The organism is Phytohabitans sp. LZ39 (genome assembly GCF_059359075.1).
On sequence record NZ_JCADBM010000026.1, the window covers coordinates 1 to 26417 of the forward strand.

A 26417-nucleotide genomic window follows, 5' to 3' on the forward strand; every position below is an offset into this window, starting at 1 on the left:
AACGGCCCGGACCACGACGGACATCGCGGTAGCCCAATCTCCGTCCTAACAGGAATTCAAAGCCAGTCCACCCCGACTCCGAAAGGTCTCTAGTGGGGTGGCCACAAACCTTCACCCGGGCGGCGAAGCCGGCCACCGTTTGTGGCCACCGCACTGGGAGCGTCGTCAGAAGAGCGCGCGCGAGCAGAGCAGGCAGACGACCACCACGAGCACGGCCGCGGCGATCATGCCGATCCCGTACGTCAGCGTGCGCGCGCTTCGCTCCTCCTCGTCGATCCCGACGCTGTCCTGCCGGGGGAGCTCGCGGGGCGCGGCCGGCTGCATGACGATCGGCGGACGCCACCCCCTCGGCGGCGGTGCGCTGGGCGGTGGGCCCGGGTATGCCGGTGGAGCCGGCTCGGTGGGAGGCGGCGCGGGCGGGGGCGGGGTGCTGCCGTCCGCTGGCCGCCGCCAGAACTCGTCGTCGGCCGGGCCGCCGTTGCGGGTCGTCACGCTGACCGACGCTATCAACGCCAACCGGTCCCCCGCGGTTAACCATGCCTCGGTACGCTGCTTGGCGTGAACGGGGCGGAAGACCTGCGCGAAGATCCGGACCGCCTGGTCGACCTCGATGAGGACGATCTCCCGGTGCTGCCGGACCAGACTCGCGACGACACCGATCGTGGCTGGGGCGAGTGGTCGCATTCCAACGACGACCGCCTGCTGGAGGATCGACCCCCGCACTGGGAGTAGTCACTTCGGCCGCACGATCACGCCGAAGCGGGTGCCGTCGGGTAGGCCGACGATCGCGCGTGCCCGCTCCGGGCTGAGGGCCAGCAGCACCGCGCCGTCGGCGCCCACCACGCCCAGCACGAGCGCGTCCCGTGCCTGAAGCGCGGGCTGTCGGGGCGACGCCGTGGCCGCACCGGCGCCGCTCGCGGCGAGGAGGTCGACCCGGTCGCCTGGGTGGACGAGCGCCAGCACAGCGGGCTCGGCCAGCCGCACCGGCACGCCCACCGCACCCGGTGGCACGGCCAGGCGACCGCTCGGGTCGACGGAAGGCGCCGAGGCGACGGCCGCCGGCGGTGGTGGAGGGCAGGCGGCGGGGTCGCGGGCGTAGAGCGCGGCGACCGCGGTCAGCAGCAGCGCGGCGATCAGCCCGGCGCGCAGCATGGTGCGGCCGCGCGGCATCCGGGGTCGGCGTACGGGGTCGAGGGTGGGCTCCCGCATGCCGAGGACGGTAGGTGGCCGCCGGTGAGGTCTGCTCGGTGCGCCCGGGCGCCTGTGGATAACCGGCCCGGGTGTGGATAACGCCCCGACGGCCGGTAGATCTGCTAGGAGGTCGTCGCCGCGGCCGGCTTGGTCGAGCTGGACGTGGACGACGACGATGACGTCGTCGACGAGGACGAGGACGTCGTGGAGGAGGACGTGGTCGACTTCTCCGGCGACGAGGTCGAGGACGACGACTTCTCCGAGGAGGACGACGAGTCGGTGGAGGACTTGTCGGCCGATGAGCGGGAGTCGGTGCGGTAGAAGCCCGAGCCCTTGAACACGATGCCGACGGAGTTGAACAGCTTGCGCAGGCGGCCCTCGCACGCCGGGCACTCGGTCAACGGCTGGTCGGTGAAGGACTGCACCGCCTCGAGCTGGTGGCCGCACGCGGTGCAGGCGTACTGGTAGGTGGGCAACGGATCCTCCGCAGACTGGCACTCCACTAATCCGAGTGCTAATCATGCGCCAAGAACGTCCACGCGTCCACTTCAAGCGGGCAACATCACCAGGCCGTGACCTGGCGTGATCACCGCGCCCACCCGCCGGTCGTGCGGCTCGTCGGGCACCTCCTCGACCACCTCGCCGTCGTGCAGCAGGGCCACGACCAGGGTCTCCGGTGGCACCCGGGCGAGCGCGCGGTCGTACGAGCCGCCGCCCCGGCCCAGCCTCGCGCCCCGCACGTCGACCGCCACGGCCGGCACCACCACCATCTCGGCGGTGGCGATCGAGTCCGGCCCCAGCCGGCGGCCGCTGGGCTCGCGCAGCCCGTGCGGGCCGGGCGTGAGCGAGTACGGACCGTGGTAGACGGCCCAGTCGAGGTCGAGGTCGGGCAGCACGACCGGGAGCAGCACGCGCCCCTCCGGGCTCAGCATGCCGGCGAGCGCGTCCGGCAGCCCGGGGCCGCCCGGCTCCGCCCCGACGGGGACGTAGCCGGCGACGCAGGCGGGCCCCTGGCGGCGTACCAGAGTGGCAAGCTCGGCCACGACGCGGGCCGACGCGTCCTCCAGCGACGGTGCCGGCAACGACCGGCGGCGGTTGAGCAGCGCGGCCCGTAGGGTCGCTTTTCGCGGAAGATCCGATAAATCCGGCACGCAACACTCCTGCCATAACCCGGCCGCGTTATTCCCCTTGTGTCAGCATCGCACCGAGAGGGAGGAAACCGAGAGGGGGATCGGTGACGCTGCGTGGGCGGCTTACCACCGCTTTCCTCGCCGTCGTGCTCGGTCCTGTGCTGCTCGGAGCCTTCTTCGTGGGCGCCACCGTGGCGGCGGTGAGCCGCGACCGGTCGGTCGATCGGCTGGACGTCGCCGCGACCACCGTCCGGTCCTCGGTCGGCGCCCTCTGCCAGCAGCTGCACGCGGTGGCCGACGCCGTCGCCCTCCCGTCCACGCCAGAGCTGCGCCTCGCGGTGGCCGACCAGGTGATCGCCCGCGGGCTCGCCGCGGTGGTGCAGGTCGACGGCGTCACCACGCCCGGCGGCCCGGCGCGGCCGTGGGCCGACTGCTCCGGGGCGGCACCGGAGGGGTTCCAGGCGCTCGCCGTGCGGGTCGAGATGCGCGACGCCGCCGGCGCCGTCCTCGGCTGGGTCGAGGCCGCGCAGGCCGTCGACGCGGCCTTCGTGCGCCGGCTCGCCGACGCGGCGGGCGCGGCGGTCACGACGCGGGCCGGTCCGACCTACACCACCGAGTCGCCCCGCCACCGCGACGCGGTGGTCCAGGCAGCCCTGGGGGTACGTGGAGAGTCCGTCGCCGAGTCGGCACCCGGCCGCTACGTGCGGCGCCTCGACCCCTCGCCCGGCCAGCCGCTGCCGCTCGCGCTCTCGGTGCCGCGCAGCGAGCCGGACGGGATCTACGCCGTGCTCGTGGCCGCCGTGGTGCTGGCCGGGCTGCTCGCGGTGCTCGCCGCCTGGTGGCTGGCCCGCTCGACCACCCGTCCGCTGGCCGAGCTCGGGCGTGCCGCCGACCGGGTGGCCGGCGGCGACCTGGCCGCCCGCGTTCCGGTGCGGGCCCGCGACGAGGTGGGGCGGCTGGCCGCGGCGTTCAACCGGATGACCCGCGAGACCCAGTCGTACGTGCGGGCGCTCACCGCCAGCCGTGACCAGCTCCGCAACCACCTCGCCGTGCTGGGTGACACGCTCTCCAGCACCCACGACCTGCACCGCATCCTCCAGGTGATCCTCCAGACCGCACTCGCCGCGACCGGCGCGCGGGCCGGCGTGGTGCTGCTGCTCGACCCGGCGACTGGGGTACTCGTCGCGCAGTGCGCGGAAGGGCTGGAGGATCCCGATCCCCGGGTGCCGGTGGGTCGAGGTCTCCTCGGGACGGTGGCCGCCACTGGCGAACCGCTGCGCGGGCGGGTCGACCGGGACGGGCCGCCGATGCTGGACGACGAGCCCCGCTGCCGTACGTACGTGGCCGTGCCCTTCGCCAGCCCCACCCACGGCGCGGACCTCGAGCCGCCCGCGCTCGGCGTGCTCGCCCTGTACGACCGGCTGGGCATGGACGAGTTCGACGACGCGGACCTCGTCACGCTCCGCACGTTCGCGGGGCAGGCGGCGGTGGCCGTGGACAACGTGCGGGTACACGAGGAGGCGCAGCGGCTCTCGCTCACCGACCCGCTCACCGGGCTCTGGAACTACCGCTATCTGAAGGAATCGGTGCGCCGTGAGGTCGAGCGGGCCAGCCGCTTCGGCCGCATGCTCGCGGTGCTCGCGCTCGATCTCGACCGGTTCAAGGAGGTCAACGACACCCACGGGCACGCGGCGGGTGACGCGGTGCTCGCCGAGTTCGCCCGGCGGGTGCGAGCCGAGGTGCGCGAGGTCGACCTCGCGTTCCGGCAGGGGGGTGAGGAGTTCGTGGTGCTGCTGCCGGAAACCGACGCGCGGGGTGGCGCGACCGTGGCCCAGCGCCTGGGCGCGGCGGTCCGCGACACGCCGATCACCTGCGGTGACGAGGTCATCGAGGTGTCGGTCTCGATCGGCATCGCCGTCTATCCGGACCACGGCGTGACCGGAGCGCAGGTGCTGGATGCGGCCGACGACGCCCTGTACGCGGCGAAAGCGGCCGGACGCGACACGTACCGGATCGCGGCGGATGGTAAGCGCCCGGAGTCCCGAGAGCTACCCGTGCTGGCCGGCGCGGCCCCGCCCGACGACGATCTACCCCGGGCCGGCGGCGCGTCACCTGGGACTCACCCGCCGCGACAGAGCCGTGGCCGATAGTCTCGCGGCATGTCGGAGCACGCAGCCACCACCCTCCCCTCTGGTCGGCGAGCCGTTAAGGCGGTCATCCCGGCCGCCGGCCTGGCCACCCGTTTCCTGCCCGCCACGAAGGCGGTGCCCAAGGAGCTGTTGCCGGTCGTCGACCGCCCGGTCCTCCAGTACATCGTGGAGGAGGCCGCGGCCGCCGGGATCAGCGACGTCCTGCTCATCACCGGGCGCGGAAAGACATCGATGATCGACCACTTCGACCGCCAGCCGTACCTGGAGGCGCGCCTGGAGGAGAAGGGCGACCAGGAGCGGCTCGCGGCGGTGCGCCGGCCCAGCCAGATCGCCGATATCTACGCCTGCCGCCAGCACGAGCCGCTCGGGCTCGGCCACGCGGTCGGGGTCGGTGAGGCGCACGTCGGCGACGAGGCGTTCGCGGTGCTGCTCGGCGACGAGTTCGTCGACCTGGCCGAGCCGCTGCTGCCGGCGATGCTGGAGCTTCAGGCGCGCACCGGCGGCATCGTGCTGTCCTTCATGGAGGTGGCGCCCGAAGAGACCAAGCGCTACGGCATCGCCTCCGTCGCCGACCCCGAGCCGGAGGTCGCCGACATCGGCGAGGTGGTGCGGGTGACCGGCCTGGTGGAGAAGCCCGCGATGGAAGACGCTCCGAGCAACCTGGCGGTGCTGGGGCGATACATCCTGCCGGGCACCATCTTCGACGCGATCAAGCGCACCAAGCCGGGCAGCGGCGGCGAGATCCAGCTGACCGACGCGATGGCGCTACTGCTCTCCGAAGGGACACCGGTGCACGGCATCGTCTACCGCGGCACCCGCTACGACACCGGCATGCCGCTTGGCTACCTTCAGGCGGTCGTGCAGATCGCGAGCCAGCGCGAGGATCTGGGCCCGGCGTTCACTTCGTGGCTGCGTGATTTTGTGGGGACACGGACATGACAGCCACGGCCGATGCCGAGGCGGCCGCCAACGAGCTGACGCCGCTCGCCGACTACCTGGGCAGCGTGCTGCGCAGGCTGCGGCCGCTGCCACCGCTCGACCTCGACCTCACCCAGGCGTACGGCAACGTGCTCGCCCAGGACGTGGTGGCGGCGCACGCCTACCCGGCCTTCGACCAGGCCGCGGTCGACGGGTACGCGGCCCGGTGGGAGGACGTCGCCGCCGCGTCCGCCTCGCTCGACGGGGCGCCGCGGGCGAGCGGTGTGCGGCTCAACGTCGTGGGTGACCTCGGCGCGGCCAGCTGGCGGCCGGTGCGGCTCACCGCGGGGACCTGCTTCTCGGTCGCCGCGGGCGCGCCGCTGCCGGCCGCCGCCGACGTCGTGGTGCCGGTGGAGTGGACCGACCAGGGCATGGCCGCCGTCGAGATCTTCCAGGCCCCCAAGCGGGGGTACGGGCTGCGCCGCGCCGGCGAGGAGCTTCCCGCCGGCACGGTGCTGGCCCGGGCCGGCACCGAGATCAACCCGGCGCTCGTGGCGGTGTTCGCGGCCACCGGCATCGGCCACGTGGTGGTCCGCTCCAGCCCGCGGGTGGTCGTCGTGGCCACCGGCGACGAGCTCGTCGACGTCGGTCGGGCCAGCCAGCCCGGCCAGGTGGTCGACGCCAACTCGCACGCGCTCACCGCCGCGGCGGTGGAGGCCGGGGCGATGGCCTACCGGGTGGGCATCTGCGACGACGACCCCGAGGGGCTGCGGGGGCTTCTCGAGGACCAGACGCTGCGCGCCGACCTCATCGTGACCACCGGAGGCACCGGCACCGGACCGGGCGACATGATGCGCCGCATCCTCTCCCGCCGCGATGGCGCGGTGACGTTCGAGGAGGTCGCACTGTATCCCGGAACCACCCTGGGATTCGGTACGGTCGGTGGTGAGGAGGTGCCGATCGTGTGTCTACCGGGTGAACCCGCGGCCGCACTGATCGGCTTCGAGGTCCTGGCCCGCCCCGCCATCCAGCTGCTCGCCGGGGCCGAGCCGGTCTTCCGGCCGAGCGTGCGCGCCCACCTGCTGGAGACCGTGCCGTCGCCGGCGGGGCTGCGCGAGTTCCGGCCGGCCCACGTCGCCGAGCGGCGTGGCGGGGGATACACGGTGCAGCCGCTGCCCGGCGGGCCGTACACGATGTCCGGGCTGGCCGACGCCAACGGGCTGCTGGTCCTGGGCGAGAAGGTCACCACCGCGACCGCCGGCTCCACCGTGGATGTGCTGCTGCTGGACCGGCGCAGATGATCTTCGGGGTGTCGCCGGGATGGCCGGTCGTCTTAGTCGACGGGCACGTCTCGCTGCGCCCCTACCGCCGCTCCGACGCCAACACCTGGTCAGAGGTGCGCCGGGCCAACCAGGAGTGGCTCGCACCGTGGGAGTCGTCCCCACCCGGCCCGTGGGCCGAGCTCAACTCGCCGAGCGCCTTCCGGTACGTGCACCGCGACCAGCGCCGCTCGGCCCGGCGCGGCGAGAGCATGCCGTTCGCGGTGTGCCTGCGCGGCCACCTTGTCGGCCACCTCAACCTGGGCAACATCGTGCGCCGCGCGTTCTGCTCGGCGTACGTGGGCTACTGGATCGACTCGCGCGTCGCGGGTCAGGGCGTGATCCCGACCGCGCTGGCGCTGGCGGTCGACCACGCGTTCGGCCCGGGCGGGCTGCACCGTGTCGAGGTCAACATCCGGCCGGAAAACAAACCGTCCCGCCGGGTGGTCGAAAAGCTCGGCTTCCGCGAGGAGGCCTACCACCCGCGGTACATGCACATCGATGGCGCCTGGCGCGACCACATCGGGTACGCGCTGACCAGCGAGGAGGTCGCCGCGGACGGTGGCCTGCTGGCGAGATGGCACCGCCTGCGCGCGACCGCTAATTGATCTTTCAACATCGGGTGCCGGCGCGGCGCGCGTCTATCCTGGTCAGCCCCCTTTAACCTCAGTTAACCGGGACACGGTATGGGGTGATGGGAGGGGTGAGGGTGCCGACCTCGGTGCTCCTCGCCGTCCTCGCCGCCGCCGGGCTACTCGCCCTCGCGCCGGCGCTGGTACGCCGGTACGACGCGACAGAACGCCTGGTGGCGGAGCGGGCGCAGTCGACGGCACGGGTGCTCCAGCGCCAGCGCCGCCGCCGCACCGTGCCTGGGCCCCGCCCGATCCGCGCTTCAAGGGTGGTTTTGTCCCTGCGCCCCGCGGCGCCGGTCTCCGGCATCCCGGTCTCCGCTGCCCCGGTCTCGCCCGCACCCACCGGCCGCCGCGGCCGCCTGCGGTCGGTGCCCGCCCGCCCCCGCCGCCGCCCACCGGTGCGCCGCCACACGCCGGCGATCTACCGCCGCCGCCGGGTGCTCGCGGCGCTGTTTCTGCTCAACCTCGTCGAACTGGTCGGCGTCATCGTCGTCGGACCCGGCTTCTGGATCAGCGTTTCCGTGACCGGGACGCTGCTCGTGGTGTACATGGTGCACCTGCGCAACCGGGCCCTGGAGGAACGCCGCCGTCGCCGCCATGAGGCACGGGAGGCCGCCTGGCTGGCCGCACGGCAGGCGGAGGTACGCCGCGAGCAGGCCCGCCGGGCAGCGCTGCGGCGCGAGCAGCAGCGCCGCCTGGCCGCCCAGCGCGAGGCCGTCCGCCGGGCCGCGATGGGCCTGGACACCGGCGGCCAGGCACCGTCGGTCTCCTACCGCCGGGCGGGTGGCCTGCGCGGCCGCGCGTACGAGGCCGGGCGGCCGGGCGCGGCCCACTCGGCCTGACCGCGCCGCGCCGGGATCTGATTCGCGGTCCGCCTGGGCGACCTGTTAGCCTTGGCGCCGGTCCGCTGCCAGGTTTTGCCGGGGTGCGGGCTGGCTTGCTGGGCTCCGGCTCAGCGGCGGGGCTGTGGCGCAGACCGGTAGCGCACCTCGTTCGCATCGAGGGGGTCAGGGGTTCAAATCCCCTCAGCTCCACCACCTTTCATCAGACGCCCTTACGCGCGCCCTGGGATATGGGGCATGACGGATCCCGATGAGGTGAGCCGGTCGGGCGGCGAAGACATCGAGTCCGTCAACCGGTATCCGTCGCCGGTTACGGTCGAGAAGGTCGCGGGTCGGTGGCGGGTCGAGTTTCGGCGTCCAGCCGCTTGACCAGGGTCGCGGGCGCGATCGTGCGGTAGGCGTCTTCGCAGAGTTCGGCGATCTCGGCCCAGTCGACCTCGCCGTCGAGGCGGGCGCCGAGCCAGCCGCGGTGGCCCACGTACGGCGGGCGGAAGAAGCGCTCGGGGCGTTCGGCGATCAGCTCACCCTGGGCGCCGGGTGGCGCGGCGCACCACAGATGCGGGAAGTCGGCGTCGTGGTGGCCGTGCTCCCACAGCGTGACGAAAGTCTTCTTGTCTCGCACGAACCAGGTCGGCGCGCCGTGGCTAGGTCTTTCGGTCACCTCCGGAAACGCCGTGCAGATCGCTCGCAGCCGCTCTACCACGTCCATACCCGGAGCTTAGGCGGGAGATGTCCTCGAGCCGGCCCAGCAGTGTCACCGGCACCAGCAGCAGCACCAGCGCCACCGCCAGGTAGCCCGCCTGGCCAAGCCGCCACGCGCCGACCGCGTCGCCCACCACGAAGCAGGCCGCGATCGCCGGGTTGTGCCAGAGGTAGATGGTGACGGCGCGGCGGTTGAGCACGGACACCACGCGGTCGAGTGGGCGCCAGTCCAGGCGGGGTGACAGCCGCAGCAGCACGAGCACGAAACCGAGCGAGTAGAGGGCCTGGGCGGGCGGGATGTCGTTGAGGTCGAACTCGCCGGGCGTGAAGATCAAAACCCACGAGACACCAGCCCCGACGCAGGCAAGAGCCACGGCGGCCAGCAGCGGCTTGGCCATGCGGCGCAGCACGCCGTCGCGGTGGGCGAAGCCGGCGACCCAGCACGCGCCGAACGTGGCCAGGTCGCTCATCACGGTCGCCTCACCCGCCACGAACACCAGGCCGAGTGGCAGCAGCGCGGTCCGCAGCGGCCACCGGCGGTACGACCACAGCAGGATCGGCGACAGGATGACGAACCAGAGGTAGGTGACGATGTACCACAGCACCTCGGTCGCGGGCAGCGCCCAGGTGCTGCCCGGCGGCGGGGCGAGCGGCACCAGCCAGAGCAGCAGCTTCGGCCAATGTGGACGATCTGCCCAGCCGGACCACAGCATGGCGGGCACCAGCACCGCCCCGAGCGCCCAGAAGGCGGGCAGCAGCCGGCGCAGCCGGCTCGCCAGCACGCGGTCGGGGGCACCGCCGGAGCGGTCCAGCGAGAGCGCCATCAGCGAGCCCCCGATGCCGAACATCACGCCCATCGCGGGGAACGCGTAGCCGAGCCAGGCGACCGGAAACGCGTGGTAGACGACGACCCGGACGATCGCGGCGGCGCGGAGCGTGTCGAGGTAACGGTCACGCACGGCCGGTGACCCCTGTGCGGTGCATCTTCTGCCAGCGCAGCCGCGCACCGGTCAGCGCGGTCACCACGGACTGGAGCAGCACGAGGTACATCAGCTGGCGGTAGGCGAACTGTTGAAGCGGGAGTACCCACAGCGGACGGTGGCTCTCCCGGTCGAGCCGGAACGCCACCGCCGCGGTGACCACTTGCAGCGCCAGCATGCCTGCCCACGCGAGGGCGGTTTCGGTCCAGCCGAGGAAGAGCAGCCCGTAGACGGCGAGCAGGTCGATGACCGGCGCGAGCAGCGGCAGCGCCACCCCGAAGAGGGCCAGGAAGGGCAGGCCGAAACGCCCGAACGGCCCCTTCTCCAGCAGGGCCCGCCGGTGCTTCCACATCGCCTGCATGGTGCCGTAGCTCCAGCGGTACCGCTGCTTCCACAGCTCGGCCAGCGTCACCGGCGCCTCGGTCCAGGCCCGCGCGCCCTCCTCGTACACCACCTGCCAGCCGGCGCGGAGCAGGGCCATCGTGACGTCGGTGTCCTCGGCGAGGGTGTCGTCGCTCATGCCGCCGACGCTGATCAGCGCGCGGCGCCGGAAGGCGCCGATCGCGCCGGGAACGGTCGGCATGCACCGCAGCGTCTCGTAGAGGCGGCGGTCCAGGTTGAAGCCGATCACGTACTCGATGTGCTGCCACCGGGCGACGAGGCTGTGCCTGTTGCCCACCTTGACGTTGCCGGCGACCGCGCCCACCGACGGGTCGGCGAAGGGCTGCACGAGGCGGCGCACCGCGTCGGGCTCGAGGATGGTGTCGCCGTCGACCATCACCACGAGCTCGTGTCGTGCGGCGGCCACGCCCGCGTCGAGCGCGCTCGCCTTGCCGCCGTTGGGCTTGCGGATCACGTCCACATTGGGCAGTCCGAGCGCCTCGACGATGCCGGCGGTGCCGTCCGTCGACCCGTCGTCCACCACGATGACCTCGATGCGGGGATGGTCGCCGCCGGCCAGCGACCGCACGGCCGCGGCGATGCCCTCCTTCTCGTTGTACGCGGGCACGATGACCGACACCGGTTCGGTGACCGGCGGGCCCCAGGACCACGTGGGTGAGCGGCGCCGGCGGGCGTGGCGGCCGGCGAGGGCGAGCAGCAGCAGCGTCCGCCCGGCCGCCAGCGCGCCCACCGCGACGAAGACGATCGTGATGCCGGCCAGCACGCCGTCGGCGATTCCCACCGCCCACACGAGGGCGGTGCCGCGCCACCTGTCGGCGGTGGACGCGGCCGGGTTCTGGGCGAGGGTGGGGTGGGCGAGCGCGTGGTTGAGCCCGCCGGTGACGGTGGTGAAGCGGTAGCCGCGGGCGAGCAGCCGGGGGATGAGCCGGTCGAGCGCCGCCACGGTCTGCGCGCGGTCGCCGCCCGCGTCGTGCATCAGCACGATGGCGCCCGAGTCGCCGGGCGGCGTCGCGTCGCGCACGATGGCGTCGACGCCGGGCCGAGCCCAGTCGCGGCTGTCCCGGTCGTTGACCACGACGAGGTAGCCGAGCCGGCCGGCCTCGCGGATCAGCTCCCACTCGCCGTCGTCGATCGCGTCGGGCTGGGAGGAGTACGGGAAGCGGATCAGCGACGTGCGTACGCCGGCGGCACGGGCGATCGCGAGCTGGGTCTGCGAGTACTCGGCGCGCCGCCGCCAGCCGGCCAGTGTGGACAGCCGCGGGTGGGTGAACGTGTGCACGCCCAGCTCGTGGCCGTTCGCGACGAGGCGGCGCACCAGGTCCGGGTGGCGGGCGACCTGCGAGCCGACGACGAAGAAGGTGGCGTCGACGCCGTACCGGTCGAGCACCCGCTGGATCCGTGGCGTCCACCACGGGTCCGGCCCGTCGTCGAACGTGAGCGCGATGGTCTTGGCGGGCAGCCGGTACGAGCGGGGCGGACCGCCGCCGGCGTTGACGATCGGCCCGCCGGCGCTGATCTCCGCCGGCACGGCGTCGCGGGTGCCGCCGTCGGGGCCGCTGGCGTCCGGGGTGAACCGGGCGCTCGCGTACGCCTCCACGGAGAGCACGCTCAGGAAGACCAGCAGGAGGGCGAAGGTGACGGCGCGGCGGGGCTTCATCGCCGCGCGGACCCGCCGGACAGCAGGCCGAGGATCGGGCCGAGCAGGGGCAGCTCCGGCGTGGGCTCCGGCGCCGGCGGGTCGGTCGGCTCGGGCGCCGGCGGGTCGGTCGGTGGCGGGTCGGTCGGCGGCAGCGGTTCCGTGGGTGCGGGCGGGTCGGTGGGTGCCGGCCGCGGGGTGGTGGGTGCGGGCAGCGGGGTCGACTCGATCAGTGGCGGCTTCGGCGCGCGCGGCGGCCGCCGCGGTGGCGGCCCGGCGGGCTCACGCCGCTGCACCCGCATCGGGACGGCTTCGACGTTCGGGCGGTCGCCGGGCGGGAGTGGCACGCCGGCGGTGTGCGGCTCCGGTGGCTGGGTCTGCCGGACCGCTGGGAGCGGCCGGTCGGCGGGCGCCGGGAGCGGGGCTAGCGCGCCCGGACGCGCCGGCTGCCCGATGACACTTGCGCCGACGAGGCAGGTGTAGGTCAGGCAGGCCGCACCGACGGCGTACGCGATGCGGCGCACTCGCCGGCGGCGCCGCCCGCTAGCGTCGACGAACACCGGCGTGGAACCCTCTGGTCGAGTCACCGGGGGAGCGTAAAGAGCGGGTGTCAACTGATCCGCATTCTCGGTCCTCCGATTGGGGACGCCAGAATCGCGGAAAGAATTGTCCGAAATGTTGGCGTGCCGCTCCACTCACGTTTAGTGAAACGCTGTGACCTGCTGTAATGGGCGGCCCAGAATGTGGTTACTGTCCGGATAGCGACGATTGAACGTATAGCGACCGCCGTCTACGTGAGAAACCTCAAGATCTACTTGAGTTGTGAGACCGGCTCGCTTGGGGGCACGTCGCGAAACCTCCTCCTTATTCGTACATACCGGACATGTCGCACGCGAAGATCACGGGTACAGGGATAGTGGTCGATGTCACGGTCGTTGCGTCAGAAATCTGACCAGCCGTGACCCGTTGTGCGGTTGATCCGGGGTGACTAAGCTGACCGGTGCGCGCCCCTATCGCCCGCTTCCCCCGTGGCAGGCGATCGGGGCGCGCCTCTTTGTGTCCAGTCCAGAAAACCCCGCCCTGATCTTGCGCTTGGGTATATCGGACATAGTTGGGCACAAGATCCCTGCTCCGGGGCCCGTTGGGCCTGCTCGTCGCTGTCCCGCCGATATTCCCGGTGTCAACTAACATGAACGTTCGGATCGAGTTTCTTTCACACGAGTTGACATTGTGCCCCCTTGGTCGCGAGGCTTGTCCCGGACCGCCGGCCATAACGGGGGGCGCTCTCGTCGTCTCAAGGGCGCCGAGGGCGCGTGTCGGCGGCGGTCACCGGTGTGGGCCGGGACAGGCTCCTGGTCCACACCGGTCGGCCCGGTCCATCGGAGGTGATCCCCGGTGACGACTCCAGGTGAGCCGCGCACCCTCGCGGACAAGATCAATCAGCTCTTCCGCACGATCCACCCCCGGGATCGCGGGCCGTACAGCAACGAGGAGGTCGCCTCCGCCATCCGCGACGGTGGCGAGAGCATGTCGGCCACCTACCTGTGGATGCTTCGTCGTGGCGAGCGCACCAACCCCACGATGCGCCACCTACAGGCCCTGGCCGGGTTCTTCGGGGTCGCCCCGGCGTACTTCTTCGACGAGGCCGTTACCCGCCGCACCGACCGCGACCTCGAACTGCTTTCCAGCCTGCGCCAGCTGGGCGCCAAGCGGGTGGCGCTGCGCACCGTGCTGGAGAGCGCCGGGCTCTCCGAAGCCAGCCAGCGGCTCGTGCAGCAGGTCGTCGACCGCTGCCTCGAGCTCGAAGGGCTGAGCGACGAAGACAAGCCGGACGGATCGAGCGTCGCGTCCGGGCGGGAGGCGCGATCGTGACCCCGTGGCTGGGCTGGGACGAGGGCAGCGAAGACCGGCGGCGGATGCGCCGCCAGTGCGCCCGGCTCGTGCGCGACATCAGCGTGCCCGTGCCGTTCGACGCGGAGGCGCTGTGTCGCGAGGTGGGTGACCGGATCGGTGAGCCGATCCACCTGCTCCCGGTCGCGATGCCCGCCGACGGGCCCTCCGGGCTGGTGATCAGCGGCAGCCGGGCGCACTACCTCTGCTACGACAGCGGCACCCGCCCGCTCCACCAGCAGCACATCATCGCCCACGAGCTGGGCCACCTGATCGCCGGCCACACGACCGGCCACATCGAAGACTCCGAACCGGGCACGCCCGCCCTGCTGTCCACACTGGATCCGATCGTCGTGCGGCAGGCACTCGCGCGCGACGCCGGCTACGACCGCCGCGAGGAGGCCGAGGCGGAGATCATCGCCGAGCTGCTGCTGCGCCGAGCCCACTCCTGGGCGCCGGAACGCACCTGGCACGTGCCGATGGACGCCGTGGACGTGGTGGCGCGGATCGAGCGCTCACTAGGGTGAGCCGGTGAGCACGCCATCAGACTCAGCGGATACGTGACCGACGAGCCGTAGCATCGGGGAGACCGTATGCACCAGGTGCTTTACCCGGCGCTGGCCGCCGTGGCCTGGATCGGCCTCGCGGTCAAGATCCGCGACCTGCGCCGCGGGCGCAACCCGTCGCGGATCGCCGTGTGCGGCGCGCTGGCCCTGCTCGGCTCCACCTTCACCGTGTCCACGCCGGCGGTGTGGAGCTGGCTCGACCGCGTCACCGGCGTACCCAACCTCGCCGCCCTCTGGGCACACCTGTGCGTGGTGGCGTTTTCCGGCACGGTGCAGCTGCTCGTGCTGTGGTGGGTCAACCCGCCCGAGGTGGCCCGGCGGCGGGCCCGCGCGCGGCTCACCCTCCTCGCGGTGGCGGCGGTGGCGCTCGTGGTGCTGTTCCTCGCCGCCGGGCCGACCGAGCCGCACACCACCGACTTCGTGACCACGTACGCCGAGCGCCCGATCTTCGCCGCGTACCTGCTCGTCTACCTCTCCGCGTTCGCACTCGGCATGGTCGACGTGGTCCGGCTCTGCTGGCCGTACGCGCACGTCGCCGGCCGTTCGTGGCTGCGGCGCGGCCTGCGCACCACCGCGGTCGGCGCCGCGAGCGGGCTGGTCTACGCCGGCGTCCGGGTCGCCGACGTGATCGGCGCGCAGGCGGGCGCGGACATCCGCCGGTGGGAGCCGCTCGCACCGCCCGCGGCGAGCCTCGGCGCGCTCCTGGTCGTCCTCGGGCTCACCATGCCGGCCTGGGGTCCGCGGCTGTCCCAGTTCCGCGGCTGGGTGCGCCGCCGCCGGCAGTACCGGCAGCTCCAGCCACTGTGGTCGGACCTGCACCGGCTGATGCCCCAGATCGCGCTCGACCCGCCCGTCGCCGCCCCGCTGTCCAACCTGGACCGCCGCCTCTACCGCCGGGTGATCGAGCTGTACGACGGCTCGCTGGCTCTCCGTCCGTACCTGGACGAGGCCGCCGCCAGCCGCGCCGGGCGGATAGGCACGCGCTTGGGGCTGCGCTCAGACGACCTGGCGGCGGTGATGGAGGCGGCCCGGCTGCGCGGCGCGGTCCGGGCGTACGCACACGGATCGCCGCGAGCGGCCGAGGAAGGCGACGGCGCCGGCGAGCCGGCGCCCGGCCGCCCGGACGAGGGCACCGACCTGGCACAGGAGGTGGCCCGGCTCGTCCGCGTGTCGCGCGCCTACGCCGGCTCGCCGGTGGTGGCCGCCGCGGTGGCCGGCCGCGACGCACTTCCCGCCGAAGAGACCGAGGTGGCGATGTGAGCGCAGATGTGGGACCCGCTCGGAAGATCGCGCTGCCGGACGGGTCGCCCGTCTGGCTGGTGACCCGCTACGCCGAGGTGCGGGCGGCCCTCGCCGACCCGCGGCTCTCGCTCGACAAGCGGCACGCGACCGGCTGGGCCGGCTTCACGCTGCCGCCCGCGCTCGACGCCAACCTGCTCAACATGGACCCGCCGCAGCACACCCGCATCCGTTCGCTGGTGAGCCAGGCGTTCACGCCACGGCGGGTCGAGGAGATGCGGCCCGGCGTGCAGCGCCTCGCCGACCGGCTGATCGACGCGCTGCCCGCCAGCGGGCCGGTCGACCTGATCGCCACGTACGCCGAGCCGCTCCCGATCGGGGTGGTCGGCGAGATGTTCGACGTGCCGCTCGAAGACCTCGCGCGCCTGCGCGGCTGGACCAACGACATGGTCACCAGCTCGCGGGAGGCGGCCGGCGCGGCGATCGTGTCGATCCACCACTTCCTGTCCGAACTCGTCGCGCACCGCCGCGCCACGCCCGGCCCCGACCTGCTCTCCGCGATGATCGCCGCGCGCGACGAGGGCGACCGGCTCTCCGAGGACGAGCTGACGTCGCTGGCGTTCCTGGTGCTCTTCGCGGGCTACGAAAACACCGTCAACCTGATCGGCAACGCCGTCCTGGCACTGCTGCGCGACCGGGGCCTGGCGGCCACGCTCCGCGCCGACCCGGCACTCCTGCCGTCCGCTGTGGACGAACTCATGCGCCACGAACCCCCGGCGCCCGTGTCGATCCGCCGCTTCCCGACCGAAGACGTGACGATCGGCGAGGTGACGATCCCCAAGGGCGAGACAGTGCTGCTCGGGCTGGCGGCGGCCAACCGTGACCCCGCGCGGTGGCAGGACCCGGACACGGTCGACCTCGGGCGGGCGGAAAACCCGCATCTCTCGCTCGGCCACGGCATCCACTACTGCCTGGGTGCGCCGCTGGCCCGCCTGGAGGCGCGGATCGCCGTCGGCACGCTGCTGCGCCGGCTGCCGGATCTGGCGCTGGCCGTGCCGGTGGAGGAGCTGCGGTGGCGGCCGACGTTTCGCGCCCGAGGCCTGGTCGAGCTGCCGGTGCTTTGACATGCCCCACGTCCGCGTTTGGTCGCCCGTCGTGCCCCCGCGGGACCAGCCGTCAGCCGCCGACTGATTGTCACTGTGCGCGCGTGGCATGGCGGCCCCGGCGCTGGTGGATGACGGCATGGGCTGGGCTTCGCGCGATCGCTGCGCTTGGCTCAGTGCGGCGATCGCTCCGCTGGCCTTCGATATTCATGCCGGTCCGAAGAGTAGATCTAGACGATTTTGGGTTTGGGGACGACCACAAGTCGTCTAGAGACCCTTCGGGCTCGGGGGGATTTCGGCCGCTGAATCCCTTATTTAGACAGAGATTTGAGCTACCGCGACGTCCGTCGTGGTCCGGACCGCTGCTCCCGCGGCCTCACCCGTCCGCCGCTGGTCACGCTCACCCCGCACCAGGCGGTGGTCGACGTTTGTCCACAATGCCTGCTGCCGGATCGGCGATCCGGGAAGTAACCGGGGTTTCGTCGCCGCGAGTAACCGCCGCCGCGGTGTGCGCGATGCGAGAATCTCGAAGTCCCGGCGCTGGGCCTGGTTACGCTGCGTCAGGGTGGCGGGGGTTGGGGTCTGCCACTGCCCGCGAAAGACCCCCCCTCGGGGCTTGTCTCGCGGAGCTGGCAGTGGACGGCCGGGGCTTTCGGCTCGCTCTGCGAGCCGCCGGCCGGGAACGGTGCCCGCGGGAAAGCACCCCAAGAAAACGCTCCGCTGCGCTCCACGTTTCCCCGGGGACCCGCACATACGGCCCGCCGCTGACGCGGACGTGGGAAAATCCGCCTCGACGTAATGCCACGACGGGCGGCGACCCTGACCCCGAAACGCGTCTAGATCTACTCGCTGCCCACTGGGCCTTGGTCATGCATCATGCGGCGTTCTGTGAAAGTCGAGAGTGGAGAGCGGACCTAGATCCAGCGGCCGCCCAGCCACATGCGGGCGGACCAGTCTTCGTATGGGATGGATTGTCCGACGAAGATCGGATAGAAGTACGCGAAGCAGATGGCGACCAGCAGCACGTAGGCGCCGGCGATCACGGCGCCGACCATGCGCCGGTCGACGCCTGAGTCTGGTGGTCGGCCGTCGGTGGTGGCCAGGGATCTGGCGGGTGTCATGATCGCGCCGAGCACGTAGACGACGGCCAGGATCAGGAACGGCTCGGCTGGCAGCGCGTAGAAGGCGAACATCGTGCGGTGCTGTGCGGCGAAGTAGAACCAGGGCAGCAGCGCGGCGGCCACGCAGAGGAGGATCGCGCCGGCGCGCCAGTCGCGGCGGGCGATGCCGAACCAGGCCAGCGCGGCCAGTGCCGGGATGAACGACCACCACAGCAGCGGCGTGCCGAGCAGCAGGATGTGCGAGGCGCAGCTGGAGGCACCGCAGGCGCCGTCGGTGGTCCAGTGGAACGCGATCGGCCGGCCGAGCAGCAGCCACTGCCAGGGCCAGGACTGGTACTGGTGCTTGTCGTCGAGTCCGCTGTGGAACTTGTAGGCCTCTACGTGGTAGTGCCACAGGTTGTGCAGCGCGCCGATGATGGGTGGCTCGGAGCGGCCGTTGTCGGCGAGCCAGTGGCGGAAGTATCCGTCGTCGGTGAGGAACCATCCGGACCAGCTAGCCGTGTAGGTCAGCACCATCACCACCGCGCCGAGCAGCAGCCAGCCGGTCTCACCGATGAACGCGTCGCGCCAGGGCCTGCGCACGCCGGCCGAGCGGCGGGCGCCCACCTCCCACAGCACGATCATCAGCACGAAGACGGGCACGAACCAGATCGCGCTCCACTTGACCGCGCAGGCGCAGCCGAGCAGGGCGAACGTGGCGATGCGCCACCACGGGACGCGGATGGGCAGGCGGCCGGCGCGGCCGGGTGCGGTGGGGTCGAGGCCGCCTTCCAGGGCGCGTAGCCATCTGGCGCGCCGGGAGTCGCGGTCCATCACCAGCGTGCCGAACGCGGCCAGGATGAAGAACATCAGGAAGATGTCGAGCAGGCCGATGCGGGACAGCACGAGGTGGAAACCGTCGAGCGCCATCAGCAGGCCGGCCGCGCAGCCGAGCACCGTGGAGTGGAACATGCGGCGGGCGATGCGCACCATGAGCAGGACGGAGAGGGTGCCGATGACCGCGGCGGAGATCCGCCAGCCCCACTCGTTGTATCCGAAGGTCTGCTCGCCGATCGCGATCATCCACTTGCCGAGTGGCGGGTGGACGACGTAGGCCGGGCCGTTGTTCTTGTCGTCCCACTCCACGCCGTGTTGCAACATGTCCCAGGCGTCGGTGGGGTAGTAGACCTCGTCGAAGATCAGGCCCTTGGGCCTGTTGAGGTTGACCAGGCGGAGGATGCCCGCGATGAGCACGATGACGCCGGTGGCCAACCACGAGTACGGGTCCAGCCGCGCGTCGAACGGCAGCAGCCGCCGCCGCACGATCTCGGCGACGCCGGAACGCTCCGGCTCGCTCTCGGGCCTGTCGTCGCCATGGGCAACGACACCGGTCGTCTCGGCCGCCTCGGGTGCGGCCTCCGGTGCCGTTGGGCTGGCTGTCTGTGCTGTCGCCGCCGGGGTCACCCCGCGATCGTAGGCTGCCGGAGTGTGATCTGGCGCGCACTGCCCATCTGTTGGTGTCATGAACTTCGATGAAAGGCCGTTAGCTGTGGGTGAAACGTCCGGTAGTGGCAGGTTGGTGCTCGTTGGCGCGCCGCTCGGCAACGTCGCCGACGCTTCTGTCCGCCTGCGCGACACCCTAACCACCGCCGACGTGGTGGCGGCCGAGGACACTCGCAGACTCACCCGGCTGGCGCGTGACCTGGAGATCAACGTCGCCGGCCGGATCGTCTCCTACTTCGAGGGCAACGAGGAACGCCGCACTCCGGACCTGGTCAACGCGCTCCGCGAGGGGTCCTTCGTCGCGCTGATCACCGACGGGGGCATGCCGAGCGTGTCCGACCCCGGCTACCGGCTGGTGCGGGCCGCGCTCGACGCCGGGATACCGGTGACCGCCGTGCCCGGCCCCAGCGCGGTGACCACCGCACTGGCCGTGTCCGGGCTGCCCGCCGACCGCTTCTGCTTCGAGGGCTTCCTGCCCCGCGCCGCCGGTGCCCGCCGCGCCCGGCTGCGCGAGCTCGCCGGCGAGCCGCGCACGATGGTCTTCTTCGAGTCGCCCCACCGGGTGGCCGCCTGCCTGGGTGACCTGGCGGAGGCGTTCGGCGCGGAGCGGCCCGCGGCGGTGTGCCGGGAGCTGACCAAGACCTACGAGGAGGTGCTCCGCCGCCCGCTCGGCGAGCTCGCGGCCTGGGCCGCGGCGGGCCAGCCCCGCGGCGAGATCACCCTGGTCGTCGGCGGAGCCACGCCGGCCGACCGCGCCGCACCGCCCGCGAGCGAGGTCCGGGCCGCGGTCGCCCGCCTGGAGGCCGCGGGTACCACCCGGAGGGATGCCATCACGGCGGTGGCCGAGGAGTACGGGCTGCGCCGCCGCGAGGTCTACGAGGTGGTGCACGCCCCTCACTTGGCGTAGTACATGCCGTCGGCCTCGCGCACCTGCGCCTTCGGCGGCGCCTTGATCGGCAGCTTCGTGCCGTGGCCGCTGAACGTGGTGGTCATCGACAGCTTCGGCCCCTTGCTGGGCTCCAGCTCCACCGTGATCGACGTGACCCACCCCTTGGCGTCGGTGGTGGCCGTGAAGTCGGCGATGCGGATGCCGAGCGACACCACGCCAGGCGCGCCCAGCGGCAGAAACGGGCGGGGCCCACTCTCGGGGTTGAAGTGCCCTTGGTACTTGCCCGGCGCGGTGCGCCGCATCGAACCGATCAGCGAGCCGAACTCCGTGAGGCCGGTCGGATCGCTCATGTCGAAGTAGACGAGGCTGTCCTTCTTCACCCGGCTGAGGTCGAGGTGGACCCAGTACTTGTCACCTACGTTGCGCATGTAGTCGTGCTTGCCGACGACGATCCGGTGGGTGTGCGACGGGTACTTCCCGCCACTGGTCTTGATCTTCGCCTCGAAGAGCCGCGCCTTGGAGTCGAAGGCGCCGGACGCCTGCACACGTTCCCCATCGGGCAGGTCGCCGCCCGCGGTGTAACGATGGCTCGCCCCCTGAGTCCGTCGCAGCGCCTCGAGAAACTCGTCCCGGCCCTCGGGGAGCGCCGCGGCGGAGGTGGTGCTGCTCTCCAGCGGCCGCGGCTCGGGGTGGTCGGTGCCGATGCATCCGGCAGTGCCGAGCACGACGCCGACGAGGCCCAAACCGAGCAGGGCGGTGCCGCGTGTGGCCATGAGATCCCCCGGTGGTCGCTGGCCCTTCGGGCCGGGCGGGGGCACGCTAACGGATCGGCGGGCTTGAACGCCACCACCCTTTTCGGTCCGGAGCCGCGACCCGACAACCAGGGTGAAGTCCGCAGGGGTCGCTAGCGCGGTGGCCACAAACGTTGGCCGGCCTCGCCGGCCCGGGTGAGCGGTGGCCGAAGGCCGCCGCTCACCCGGTGAAGGTTTGTGGCCACCGCACTAGAAGGTCGCGGCCAGGAAGGCGACCGCGACGAGGAGCGGGGCGGCGAGGCCGGCGAGGGCGGCGCGGCGGCGGGAGCGGCTGTCTTCGAGCCGCAGCGCGCCGGTGGCCCACACGATGCCGAGGCCGCAGAGCACGACCAGGCCCATGCCGAGGCCCCAGCGCAGGTGCAGGACGCCGCTGGCCGCGTCGACGTAGGCGCGGCCGCTGTCCGAGCCGACCATCTTGGCGGTCACGGTGGTGCCGGCGCCGTCCTGCTCGCCGACGCCGAGCAGGCGCACGCGCTCGGCCGTGAAGGCGCCGCCCGCGGCCGTGAACTCGCCCAGGCAGCGCTGCGACACGCCGTTGCCGGTGCACTCGGTGACCGTCGCGGTGCCCTTGTCGCCGTGGCCGACGGCCAGCCAGAGCGGCTCCGCGCTGACCCACGCGAAGAACGTCGCCAGCAGCGCGAACACCAGCAGCGCGATCAAGCCGGTCGCCGGCCGGCGGGGCGGCTTGGGTGGCCGGCCGGGGCGGCCGTGCGTGGGCGGGCGGCGGGAGCCGCGGGGCATCTCCTGGACGGGCATCCAGAACGGGCGCTCGTCGGGCTCCGACACGGCCGCGATCCGGACGGTCTCCCGGGCCGCTTCGGTCTCCCGTTCGGCCCGCTCGGCCTGCACGGCGATGGGCTGCGTGATCGTGGCCTGCGCCGACGGGGCTTCGAACTCTTCGTCAGCGGGCTTTTCTTGTGCGGCGGGCTCCGGTTCGGGTGTTTCGGGCTCGGCCGGTGGCGCGACCGCTTCCGCCGGCTCGTCGAGTGGCTCCGGTGCGGGCGGCTCCTCGACGGCCTCCGCGTCTGGCGCCGCTTCGACGGCCTGTGTCTCGACGGCCTGTGTCTCGACGGCGCCCGCCTCGGTGGCCGGCGCCTCGACGGCCTGTGTCTCGGTGGCCGGCGCCTCGACGGCGTGCGCCTCGACGGCCCGCGCCTCGGCAACCTCCGCCTCGAATGTCTCCGCCTCGACGGCCTCCGCATCGGAAGTGGCCGGCGCGGGCCGCTCCTCGGCAACCGCCGGCGCCGGCTCCCCGTCCGCGGTGGGCGGCTGGGCCGCGACCGGCTCCTGGGCCGCGGTGGGCGGCTGGGCCGCGACCGGCTCCTGAGCCGCGGTGGGCGGCTGGGCCGCGACCGGCTCCTGGGCCGCGGTGGGCGGCTGGGCCGCGACCAGGGCGGGCAGCGTCTCAGGCAGCGAGTGGCCGCCGGCCGCCGGATCCGCCGGGACGGGCTCGGCCGGCAGTGGCGCCGCCAGGGTGACCGTCGGGGCGGGCGGGATCGGCTCGATCGGGCGCAACGCGGCGAACCGTGCCGCCGCGGCCGCCGGGTCGCCGCGCCACCAGGCGCCGTCGGGCCCGTCCGACGCCCACGGACTTGAACCCGCCGAAGTGTCGGGCAGGTGCGTTTCGCCTGGTTGTGGCGCTGATCCGGTCACAACCTTCATTGGACAACGCCGAGCGGCACCGAGCGCGTAGCGTTCCGCGCGTGTCGGCGAATCTCGAGTAACTAGGCTTGGGCGCTATGAGTCACGTTCTCGCGGCTGTCGCCTGGCCGTATGCCAACGGTCCGCGCCACATCGGTCATGTCTCCGGCTTCGGGGTGCCCTCCGACGTGTTCAGCCGCTACATGCGGATGGCGGGCCACGACGTGCTCATGGTCTCGGGCACCGACGAGCACGGCACGCCCATCCAGGTGCAGGCCGACAAGGAGGGCGTGACCCCGCGCGAGCTGGCCGACCGGTACAACCGGGTGATCGTGGAAGACCTGCACGGGCTCGGCCTGTCCTACGACCTCTTCACCCGTACCACCACCGGCAACCACTACGCCGTGGTGCAGGAGCTGTTCGAAGGGCTGCACCGCAACGGATACATCGTCCCCAAGGTCACGATGGGCGCGATCTCCCCGTCGACCGGGCGCACGCTGCCCGACCGGTACATCGAGGGCACCTGCCCCATCTGCGGGTACGACAGTGCGCGTGGCGACCAGTGCGACAACTGTGGCAACCAGCTCGACCCGATCGACCTCATCAACCCGCGCTCCAAGATCAATGGTGAGACGCCGCGGTTCGTGGAGACCGAGCACTTCTTCCTGGACCTGCCCGCGTTCGCCCAGGCGCTCGGCAAGTGGCTCGACTCGCGCGAGGGCTGGCGCCCCAACGTGCTGCGCTTCTCCAAAAACCTCCTGGACGACCTCCAGCCCCGCGCGATCACGCGCGACCTGGAGTGGGGTGTGCCGATCCCGCTGGAGGGCTGGCGCGACCGCACCGACAAGCGCATCTACGTGTGGTTCGACGCGGTGATCGGCTACCTGTCCGCCTCGATCGAGTGGGCCCGCCGCTCCGGCGACCCGGAGGCGTGGCGCAAGTGGTGGTCCGAAGAGCCGGTCCGCGCCTACTACTTCATGGGCAAGGACAACATCGTCTTCCACTCGGTGATCTGGCCGGCGCTCCTGCTGGGCTACTCCGGTGAGGGCGACCGCGGCGGCGAGCCCGGCCGGCTGGGCCGCCTCAACCTGCCGACCGAGGTGGTCTCCAGCGAGTTCCTGACGATGGAGGGGCGCAAGTTCTCCTCGTCCCGCCAGGTGGTCATCTACGTGCGCGACTTCCTGGAGCGGTACGACGCGGACGCCCTCCGCTACTTCATCGCCGTGGCCGGCCCGGAGAGCCAGGACACCGACTTCACCTGGGCCGAGTTCCTGCGGCGCAACAACGACGAGCTGGTGGCCGGCTGGGGCAACCTCGTCAACCGTTCGATCTCGATGGCCGCCAAGAACTTCGGCGCCATCCCACCCGCGGGCGAGTTGACGGCCGAAGACCAGGCGCTGCTGGAGACCTCCCGAAAGGCGTTCGCAGGCGTCGGGAGCCTGCTCGAAAAGCACCGCCAGAAGCAGGCGATCGGCGAGGCGATGCGGGTCGTGGGCGAGGCCAACAAGTACCTGTCCGACCAGGCGCCCTGGAAGATGAAGGACGACCCGGAGCGGATGGGCACCGTGCTACACGTGGCGCTTCAGGCGGTGAGCGACTGCAACACGCTGCTCACGCCGTTCCTGCCGCACAGCGCGCAGAAGGTGCACGAGCTGCTCGGCGGCGCCGGCGTACACGCGCCGATGCCCTCGATCGTCCAGGTCGAGGATCTCGACGGCGGCCCGTCGTACCCGATCCTGACCGGCGACTACACGGCTGGCGCGCGGTGGGAGTCGGTGCCGATCGAGGCCGGTCGCGCGCTCGCCCCGCCCAAGCCGGTCTTCCGCAAGCTCGACCCCTCGATCGTCGACGAGGAGCTCGCTCGCCTAGATCCGGGGGAGTAAGGGGCTTTTCAGGGTGTCGCGGCGTAGCGCGTACCCGGGAGACTGGCAGGCGTGAAGATGCCGGCCGCCACCCTGACCGGTGTCGTCGCGTTGGCGTTCGCCGACGCATCCATCGTCGCGCTGGCCCTCCCCGCGATCTACGCGCGCTTCGACACGACGATCGTCGGCGTCTCCTGGGTGCTGACCGGCTACGCGGTCGCGGTGACGGCCGCGGCGGTGGCGCTGGTGATCGTGCGCCGGTGGCTGCCGACCAGGCCCCTCACGATGGCCGGCCTCGCCCTCTTCGCGGCCGGCTCGGCGTGGTGCGGCCTCACCGGTTCGCTGGGTGGCCTCTTCGCTGGCCGCGTGGTGCAGGGCATCGGCGCGGCCGCGCTGCTGTCCGGGGCGCTCGAGCTGCTCAGCGCGCATGTGGGGCGGGATCGTGGCCGGCGCCTGTGGAGCGGTGCCGCCACCGCGGGCCTGGCCGTGGGCCCGGCGCTCGGCGGCGCGCTCACGGAGGCGTTCGACTGGCGGGTGATCTTCCTCGCTCAGGTGCCGGTGGCGCTGCTGGCGCTCGGCGTGCTCGCGCTGTCACCCACGCCGGCGCTGGAGCCTGAGCCCGACGTGCCGGCCACCAACCCGCTGTGGGCGACCGCCGGCTACGTCACGCTCTTCGCCGGGCTCGTCGGCGCGCTCTTCCTCGGCGTGCTGCTGCTCGTCGAGATCTGGCGGTTCAGCCCGCTCGCGGCGGCGTTCGTGATGATGGCGCTGCCGGCCGGCACGATCATCGCCAGCCGCCTGACCGCGAGCGCCGGCCCCGCGGTCCGCGTCGTGGGTGGCACTCTCGCGCTCTGCACCGGCCTGCTGGGCCTGGCGTTCCTGCCCGCGGCGGGCCTGGCCTGGGCGGCCGTGGCGCTCTTCCTGTGCGGCGCCGGTTTCGGCGTGGTCGCGCGGGTGCTCTCGGCGGCCGCGGTGCCCGCCTCGGCCCCGATCGTGCGGTCGGGCGGCTCGGTGGTGGCGGCCAAGCACGCCGGCCTGGTGCTCGGCCTCGTCGTGATCGCGCCGCTGCTGGCCGGCTCGCTCACCGACGGCGCCCAGCAGGCCGTGGTCACCGGCACCGGCGTGCTGCTCGACGCCCGCATGCCGGTGCAGGAGAAGCTGCGGCTCGCGCTCTCGGTGCGCGACACGTTCGTCGGGGCGCCGCGCGGGGCCGTGCCCGACCTGGCCGCCGCCGTCGACACCACCGACCGCGCGGAGGCGACCACCGCCGTGGTCGAGGAGGTCGACCACCGCCTCAGCGCCGTGCTCACCCGGGCGTTCCGCCCGGCTTTCCTTGCCGCCGCGGCGCTCGCCCTCCTGACCGTCCTCGCGGCCTTCGCGGTGCGCCGGCCATCCATGGCGTACCCGCGGTGGCGTGCCGGCCCGACCGCGGTGCTCGCTGTTCTCGTGCTGGCCGGGCCCGCCCTGGTCGCCGCGGAAGTGGCCGCCGGCGCCCGCGACCACGGGCGCTACCAGGAGACCGACCCGTGCGCGGCCCCGCCCGATCCCTACCCCGGCGACGGCGTCGACGCGCTGGTGCAGCGGGTGGCATACAGCGCGCTGCACGGCGCGGCGTGCGAGCTCGGCATGTCGCGCGAGCGCTTCCTGCTCGCACTGGCCGGCCAGCCCGGCTTCGCCGACGTCGACTGGGACCCGCCGACCGTCGACCGCACGGTGCGGGCCGCGGTCAACAAGGCACTCGACGACGCCGAGCAGCGCGGCGACGTGCCCGCGTGGACGGTCAGCCTGGTGCGCGCCGCGGTGCGCTCGATGCCCCTGGAAGAAATCCTGCGCATCGTCGGCCTCAGGTAGCCGCTCACCCTCAGGGCACTTCAACCAAGGTTTGAGCTACCGCACTGTCCCGACCGCTG

At 72.6% G+C, this 26417-nt stretch carries 24 protein-coding genes, 1 tRNA gene and 1 pseudogene; 15 read left to right on the forward strand and 11 right to left on the reverse strand.

Annotated features, from left to right (window positions below):
- Nucleotides 1-165: 165 nt before the first annotated feature.
- Nucleotides 166-492, reverse strand: coding sequence for a translation initiation factor 2 (locus AC5L36_RS36990; protein ID WP_441222028.1), 327 nt, complete (start codon nt 490-492; stop codon nt 166-168).
- 66 nt (nt 493-558) lie between these two features.
- Between AC5L36_RS36990 and AC5L36_RS36995 the strand changes: the two genes are divergently transcribed.
- Nucleotides 559-732, forward strand: a complete 174-nt coding sequence (locus AC5L36_RS36995; protein ID WP_441222030.1) for a hypothetical protein — start codon at nt 559-561, stop codon at nt 730-732.
- Here the strand turns inward: AC5L36_RS36995 and AC5L36_RS37000 are convergent, their stop codons facing one another.
- Entirely contained in the window at nt 733-1209 is a 477-nt protein-coding gene (locus AC5L36_RS37000) for a flagellar biosynthesis protein FlgA (RefSeq protein ID WP_441222032.1), read from the reverse strand. It lies immediately after the preceding gene.
- Between the two features lie 144 nt (nt 1210-1353).
- Between AC5L36_RS37000 and AC5L36_RS37005 the strand changes: the two genes are divergently transcribed.
- Nucleotides 1354-1512, forward strand: a complete 159-nt coding sequence (locus AC5L36_RS37005; protein WP_441222265.1) for a hypothetical protein — start codon at nt 1354-1356, stop codon at nt 1510-1512.
- A gap of 62 nt (nt 1513-1574) precedes the next feature.
- Here the strand turns inward: AC5L36_RS37005 and AC5L36_RS37010 are convergent.
- Together AC5L36_RS37010 and AC5L36_RS37015 are read right to left on the reverse strand one after the other, a co-directional pair.
- Nucleotides 1575-1694, reverse strand: a pseudogene (locus AC5L36_RS37010) (FmdB family zinc ribbon protein); the annotation flags it as partial.
- 45 nt (nt 1695-1739) lie between these two features.
- Nucleotides 1740-2342 (reverse strand): 5-formyltetrahydrofolate cyclo-ligase, encoded by a 603-nt coding sequence (locus AC5L36_RS37015; protein ID WP_441222034.1) that lies wholly within the window; start codon nt 2340-2342, stop codon nt 1740-1742.
- A gap of 83 nt (nt 2343-2425) precedes the next feature.
- Between AC5L36_RS37015 and AC5L36_RS37020 the strand changes: the two genes are divergently transcribed.
- The 6 genes from AC5L36_RS37020 (at nt 2426) to AC5L36_RS37045 (ending at nt 8377) form a co-directional block, all read left to right on the forward strand.
- Complete coding sequence (locus AC5L36_RS37020; protein ID WP_441222036.1) at nt 2426-4471, forward strand: GGDEF domain-containing protein; 2046 nt, start codon at nt 2426-2428, stop codon at nt 4469-4471.
- 9 nt (nt 4472-4480) lie between these two features.
- Nucleotides 4481-5410: a UTP--glucose-1-phosphate uridylyltransferase gene (locus AC5L36_RS37025; protein ID WP_441222038.1), complete on the forward strand. Its 930-nt coding sequence runs from the start codon at nt 4481-4483 to the stop codon at nt 5408-5410.
- Nucleotides 5407-6690, forward strand: coding sequence for a molybdopterin molybdotransferase MoeA (locus AC5L36_RS37030; protein ID WP_441222040.1), 1284 nt, complete (start codon nt 5407-5409; stop codon nt 6688-6690). The genes AC5L36_RS37025 and AC5L36_RS37030 overlap by 4 nt, the downstream gene beginning before the upstream one ends.
- Nucleotides 6687-7316 (forward strand): GNAT family N-acetyltransferase, encoded by a 630-nt coding sequence (locus tag AC5L36_RS37035; protein WP_441222042.1) that lies wholly within the window; start codon nt 6687-6689, stop codon nt 7314-7316. The genes AC5L36_RS37030 and AC5L36_RS37035 overlap by 4 nt, the downstream gene beginning before the upstream one ends.
- A gap of 101 nt (nt 7317-7417) precedes the next feature.
- A complete protein-coding gene (gene sepX / locus AC5L36_RS37040) occupies nt 7418-8182 on the forward strand; it encodes a divisome protein SepX/GlpR (RefSeq protein ID WP_441222258.1) in 765 nt (254 codons plus the stop codon).
- 118 nt (nt 8183-8300) lie between these two features.
- Nucleotides 8301-8377, forward strand: a tRNA-Ala gene (locus tag AC5L36_RS37045).
- Nucleotides 8378-8492: 115 nt separating this feature from the next.
- Here AC5L36_RS37045 and AC5L36_RS37050 read toward each other — a convergent pair.
- Genes AC5L36_RS37050 through AC5L36_RS37065 form a run of 4 tightly spaced genes read right to left on the reverse strand, consistent with a single transcriptional unit; the run spans nt 8493 to nt 12489 of the window.
- Nucleotides 8493-8843 (reverse strand): MmcQ/YjbR family DNA-binding protein, encoded by a 351-nt coding sequence (locus tag AC5L36_RS37050; protein ID WP_441222044.1) that lies wholly within the window; start codon nt 8841-8843, stop codon nt 8493-8495.
- Nucleotides 8827-9843 (reverse strand): acyltransferase family protein, encoded by a 1017-nt coding sequence (locus tag AC5L36_RS37055; RefSeq protein ID WP_441222046.1) that lies wholly within the window; start codon nt 9841-9843, stop codon nt 8827-8829. The genes AC5L36_RS37050 and AC5L36_RS37055 overlap by 17 nt, the downstream gene beginning before the upstream one ends.
- On the reverse strand, nt 9836-11923 hold the full coding sequence (locus AC5L36_RS37060) for a bifunctional polysaccharide deacetylase/glycosyltransferase family 2 protein (RefSeq protein ID WP_441222047.1): 2088 nt from the start codon (nt 11921-11923) through the stop codon (nt 9836-9838). Before AC5L36_RS37060 ends, AC5L36_RS37055 begins: the two co-directional genes overlap by 8 nt.
- A complete protein-coding gene (locus AC5L36_RS37065) occupies nt 11920-12489 on the reverse strand; it encodes a hypothetical protein (RefSeq protein WP_441222049.1) in 570 nt (189 codons plus the stop codon). The genes AC5L36_RS37060 and AC5L36_RS37065 overlap by 4 nt, the downstream gene beginning before the upstream one ends.
- 808 nt (nt 12490-13297) lie before the next feature.
- Here AC5L36_RS37065 and AC5L36_RS37070 point away from each other — a divergent pair.
- From AC5L36_RS37070 to AC5L36_RS37085, 4 genes are all read left to right on the forward strand, one after another.
- A complete protein-coding gene (locus AC5L36_RS37070; protein WP_441222051.1) occupies nt 13298-13774 on the forward strand; it encodes an XRE family transcriptional regulator in 477 nt (158 codons plus the stop codon).
- Nucleotides 13771-14319 (forward strand): hypothetical protein, encoded by a 549-nt coding sequence (locus AC5L36_RS37075; protein ID WP_441222053.1) that lies wholly within the window; start codon nt 13771-13773, stop codon nt 14317-14319. Before AC5L36_RS37070 ends, AC5L36_RS37075 begins: the two co-directional genes overlap by 4 nt.
- 66 nt (nt 14320-14385) lie before the next feature.
- On the forward strand, nt 14386-15618 hold the full coding sequence (locus tag AC5L36_RS37080; protein ID WP_441222054.1) for an MAB_1171c family putative transporter: 1233 nt from the start codon (nt 14386-14388) through the stop codon (nt 15616-15618).
- The gene (locus tag AC5L36_RS37085; protein WP_441222056.1) at nt 15615-16721 is read left to right on the forward strand and encodes a cytochrome P450 family protein; all 1107 of its coding nucleotides are present in this window, start codon (nt 15615-15617) and stop codon (nt 16719-16721) included. Before AC5L36_RS37080 ends, AC5L36_RS37085 begins: the two co-directional genes overlap by 4 nt.
- Before the next feature lie 893 nt (nt 16722-17614).
- Here the strand turns inward: AC5L36_RS37085 and AC5L36_RS37090 are convergent.
- Nucleotides 17615-19324 (reverse strand): dolichyl-phosphate-mannose--protein mannosyltransferase, encoded by a 1710-nt coding sequence (locus AC5L36_RS37090; RefSeq protein ID WP_441222058.1) that lies wholly within the window; start codon nt 19322-19324, stop codon nt 17615-17617.
- Here AC5L36_RS37090 and rsmI point away from each other — a divergent pair.
- On the forward strand, nt 19323-20210 hold the full coding sequence (gene rsmI / locus AC5L36_RS37095; protein ID WP_441222059.1) for a 16S rRNA (cytidine(1402)-2'-O)-methyltransferase: 888 nt from the start codon (nt 19323-19325) through the stop codon (nt 20208-20210). The two genes, AC5L36_RS37090 and rsmI, sit on opposite strands and share 2 nt — an antisense overlap.
- Here the strand turns inward: rsmI and AC5L36_RS37100 are convergent.
- Together AC5L36_RS37100 and AC5L36_RS37105 are read right to left on the reverse strand one after the other, a co-directional pair.
- Nucleotides 20198-20965 (reverse strand): hypothetical protein, encoded by a 768-nt coding sequence (locus AC5L36_RS37100; protein ID WP_441222061.1) that lies wholly within the window; start codon nt 20963-20965, stop codon nt 20198-20200. The two genes, rsmI and AC5L36_RS37100, sit on opposite strands and share 13 nt — an antisense overlap.
- 228 nt (nt 20966-21193) lie before the next feature.
- On the reverse strand, nt 21194-22657 hold the full coding sequence (locus AC5L36_RS37105) for a hypothetical protein (RefSeq protein WP_441222063.1): 1464 nt from the start codon (nt 22655-22657) through the stop codon (nt 21194-21196).
- 86 nt (nt 22658-22743) lie between these two features.
- Here AC5L36_RS37105 and metG point away from each other — a divergent pair, with 86 nt between their 5' ends.
- A complete protein-coding gene (gene metG / locus AC5L36_RS37110) occupies nt 22744-24528 on the forward strand; it encodes a methionine--tRNA ligase (RefSeq protein ID WP_441222065.1) in 1785 nt (594 codons plus the stop codon).
- A gap of 57 nt (nt 24529-24585) precedes the next feature.
- On the forward strand, nt 24586-26358 hold the full coding sequence (locus AC5L36_RS37115) for an MFS transporter (protein WP_441222259.1): 1773 nt from the start codon (nt 24586-24588) through the stop codon (nt 26356-26358).
- The last annotated feature ends 59 nt before the right edge of the window (nt 26359-26417 follow it).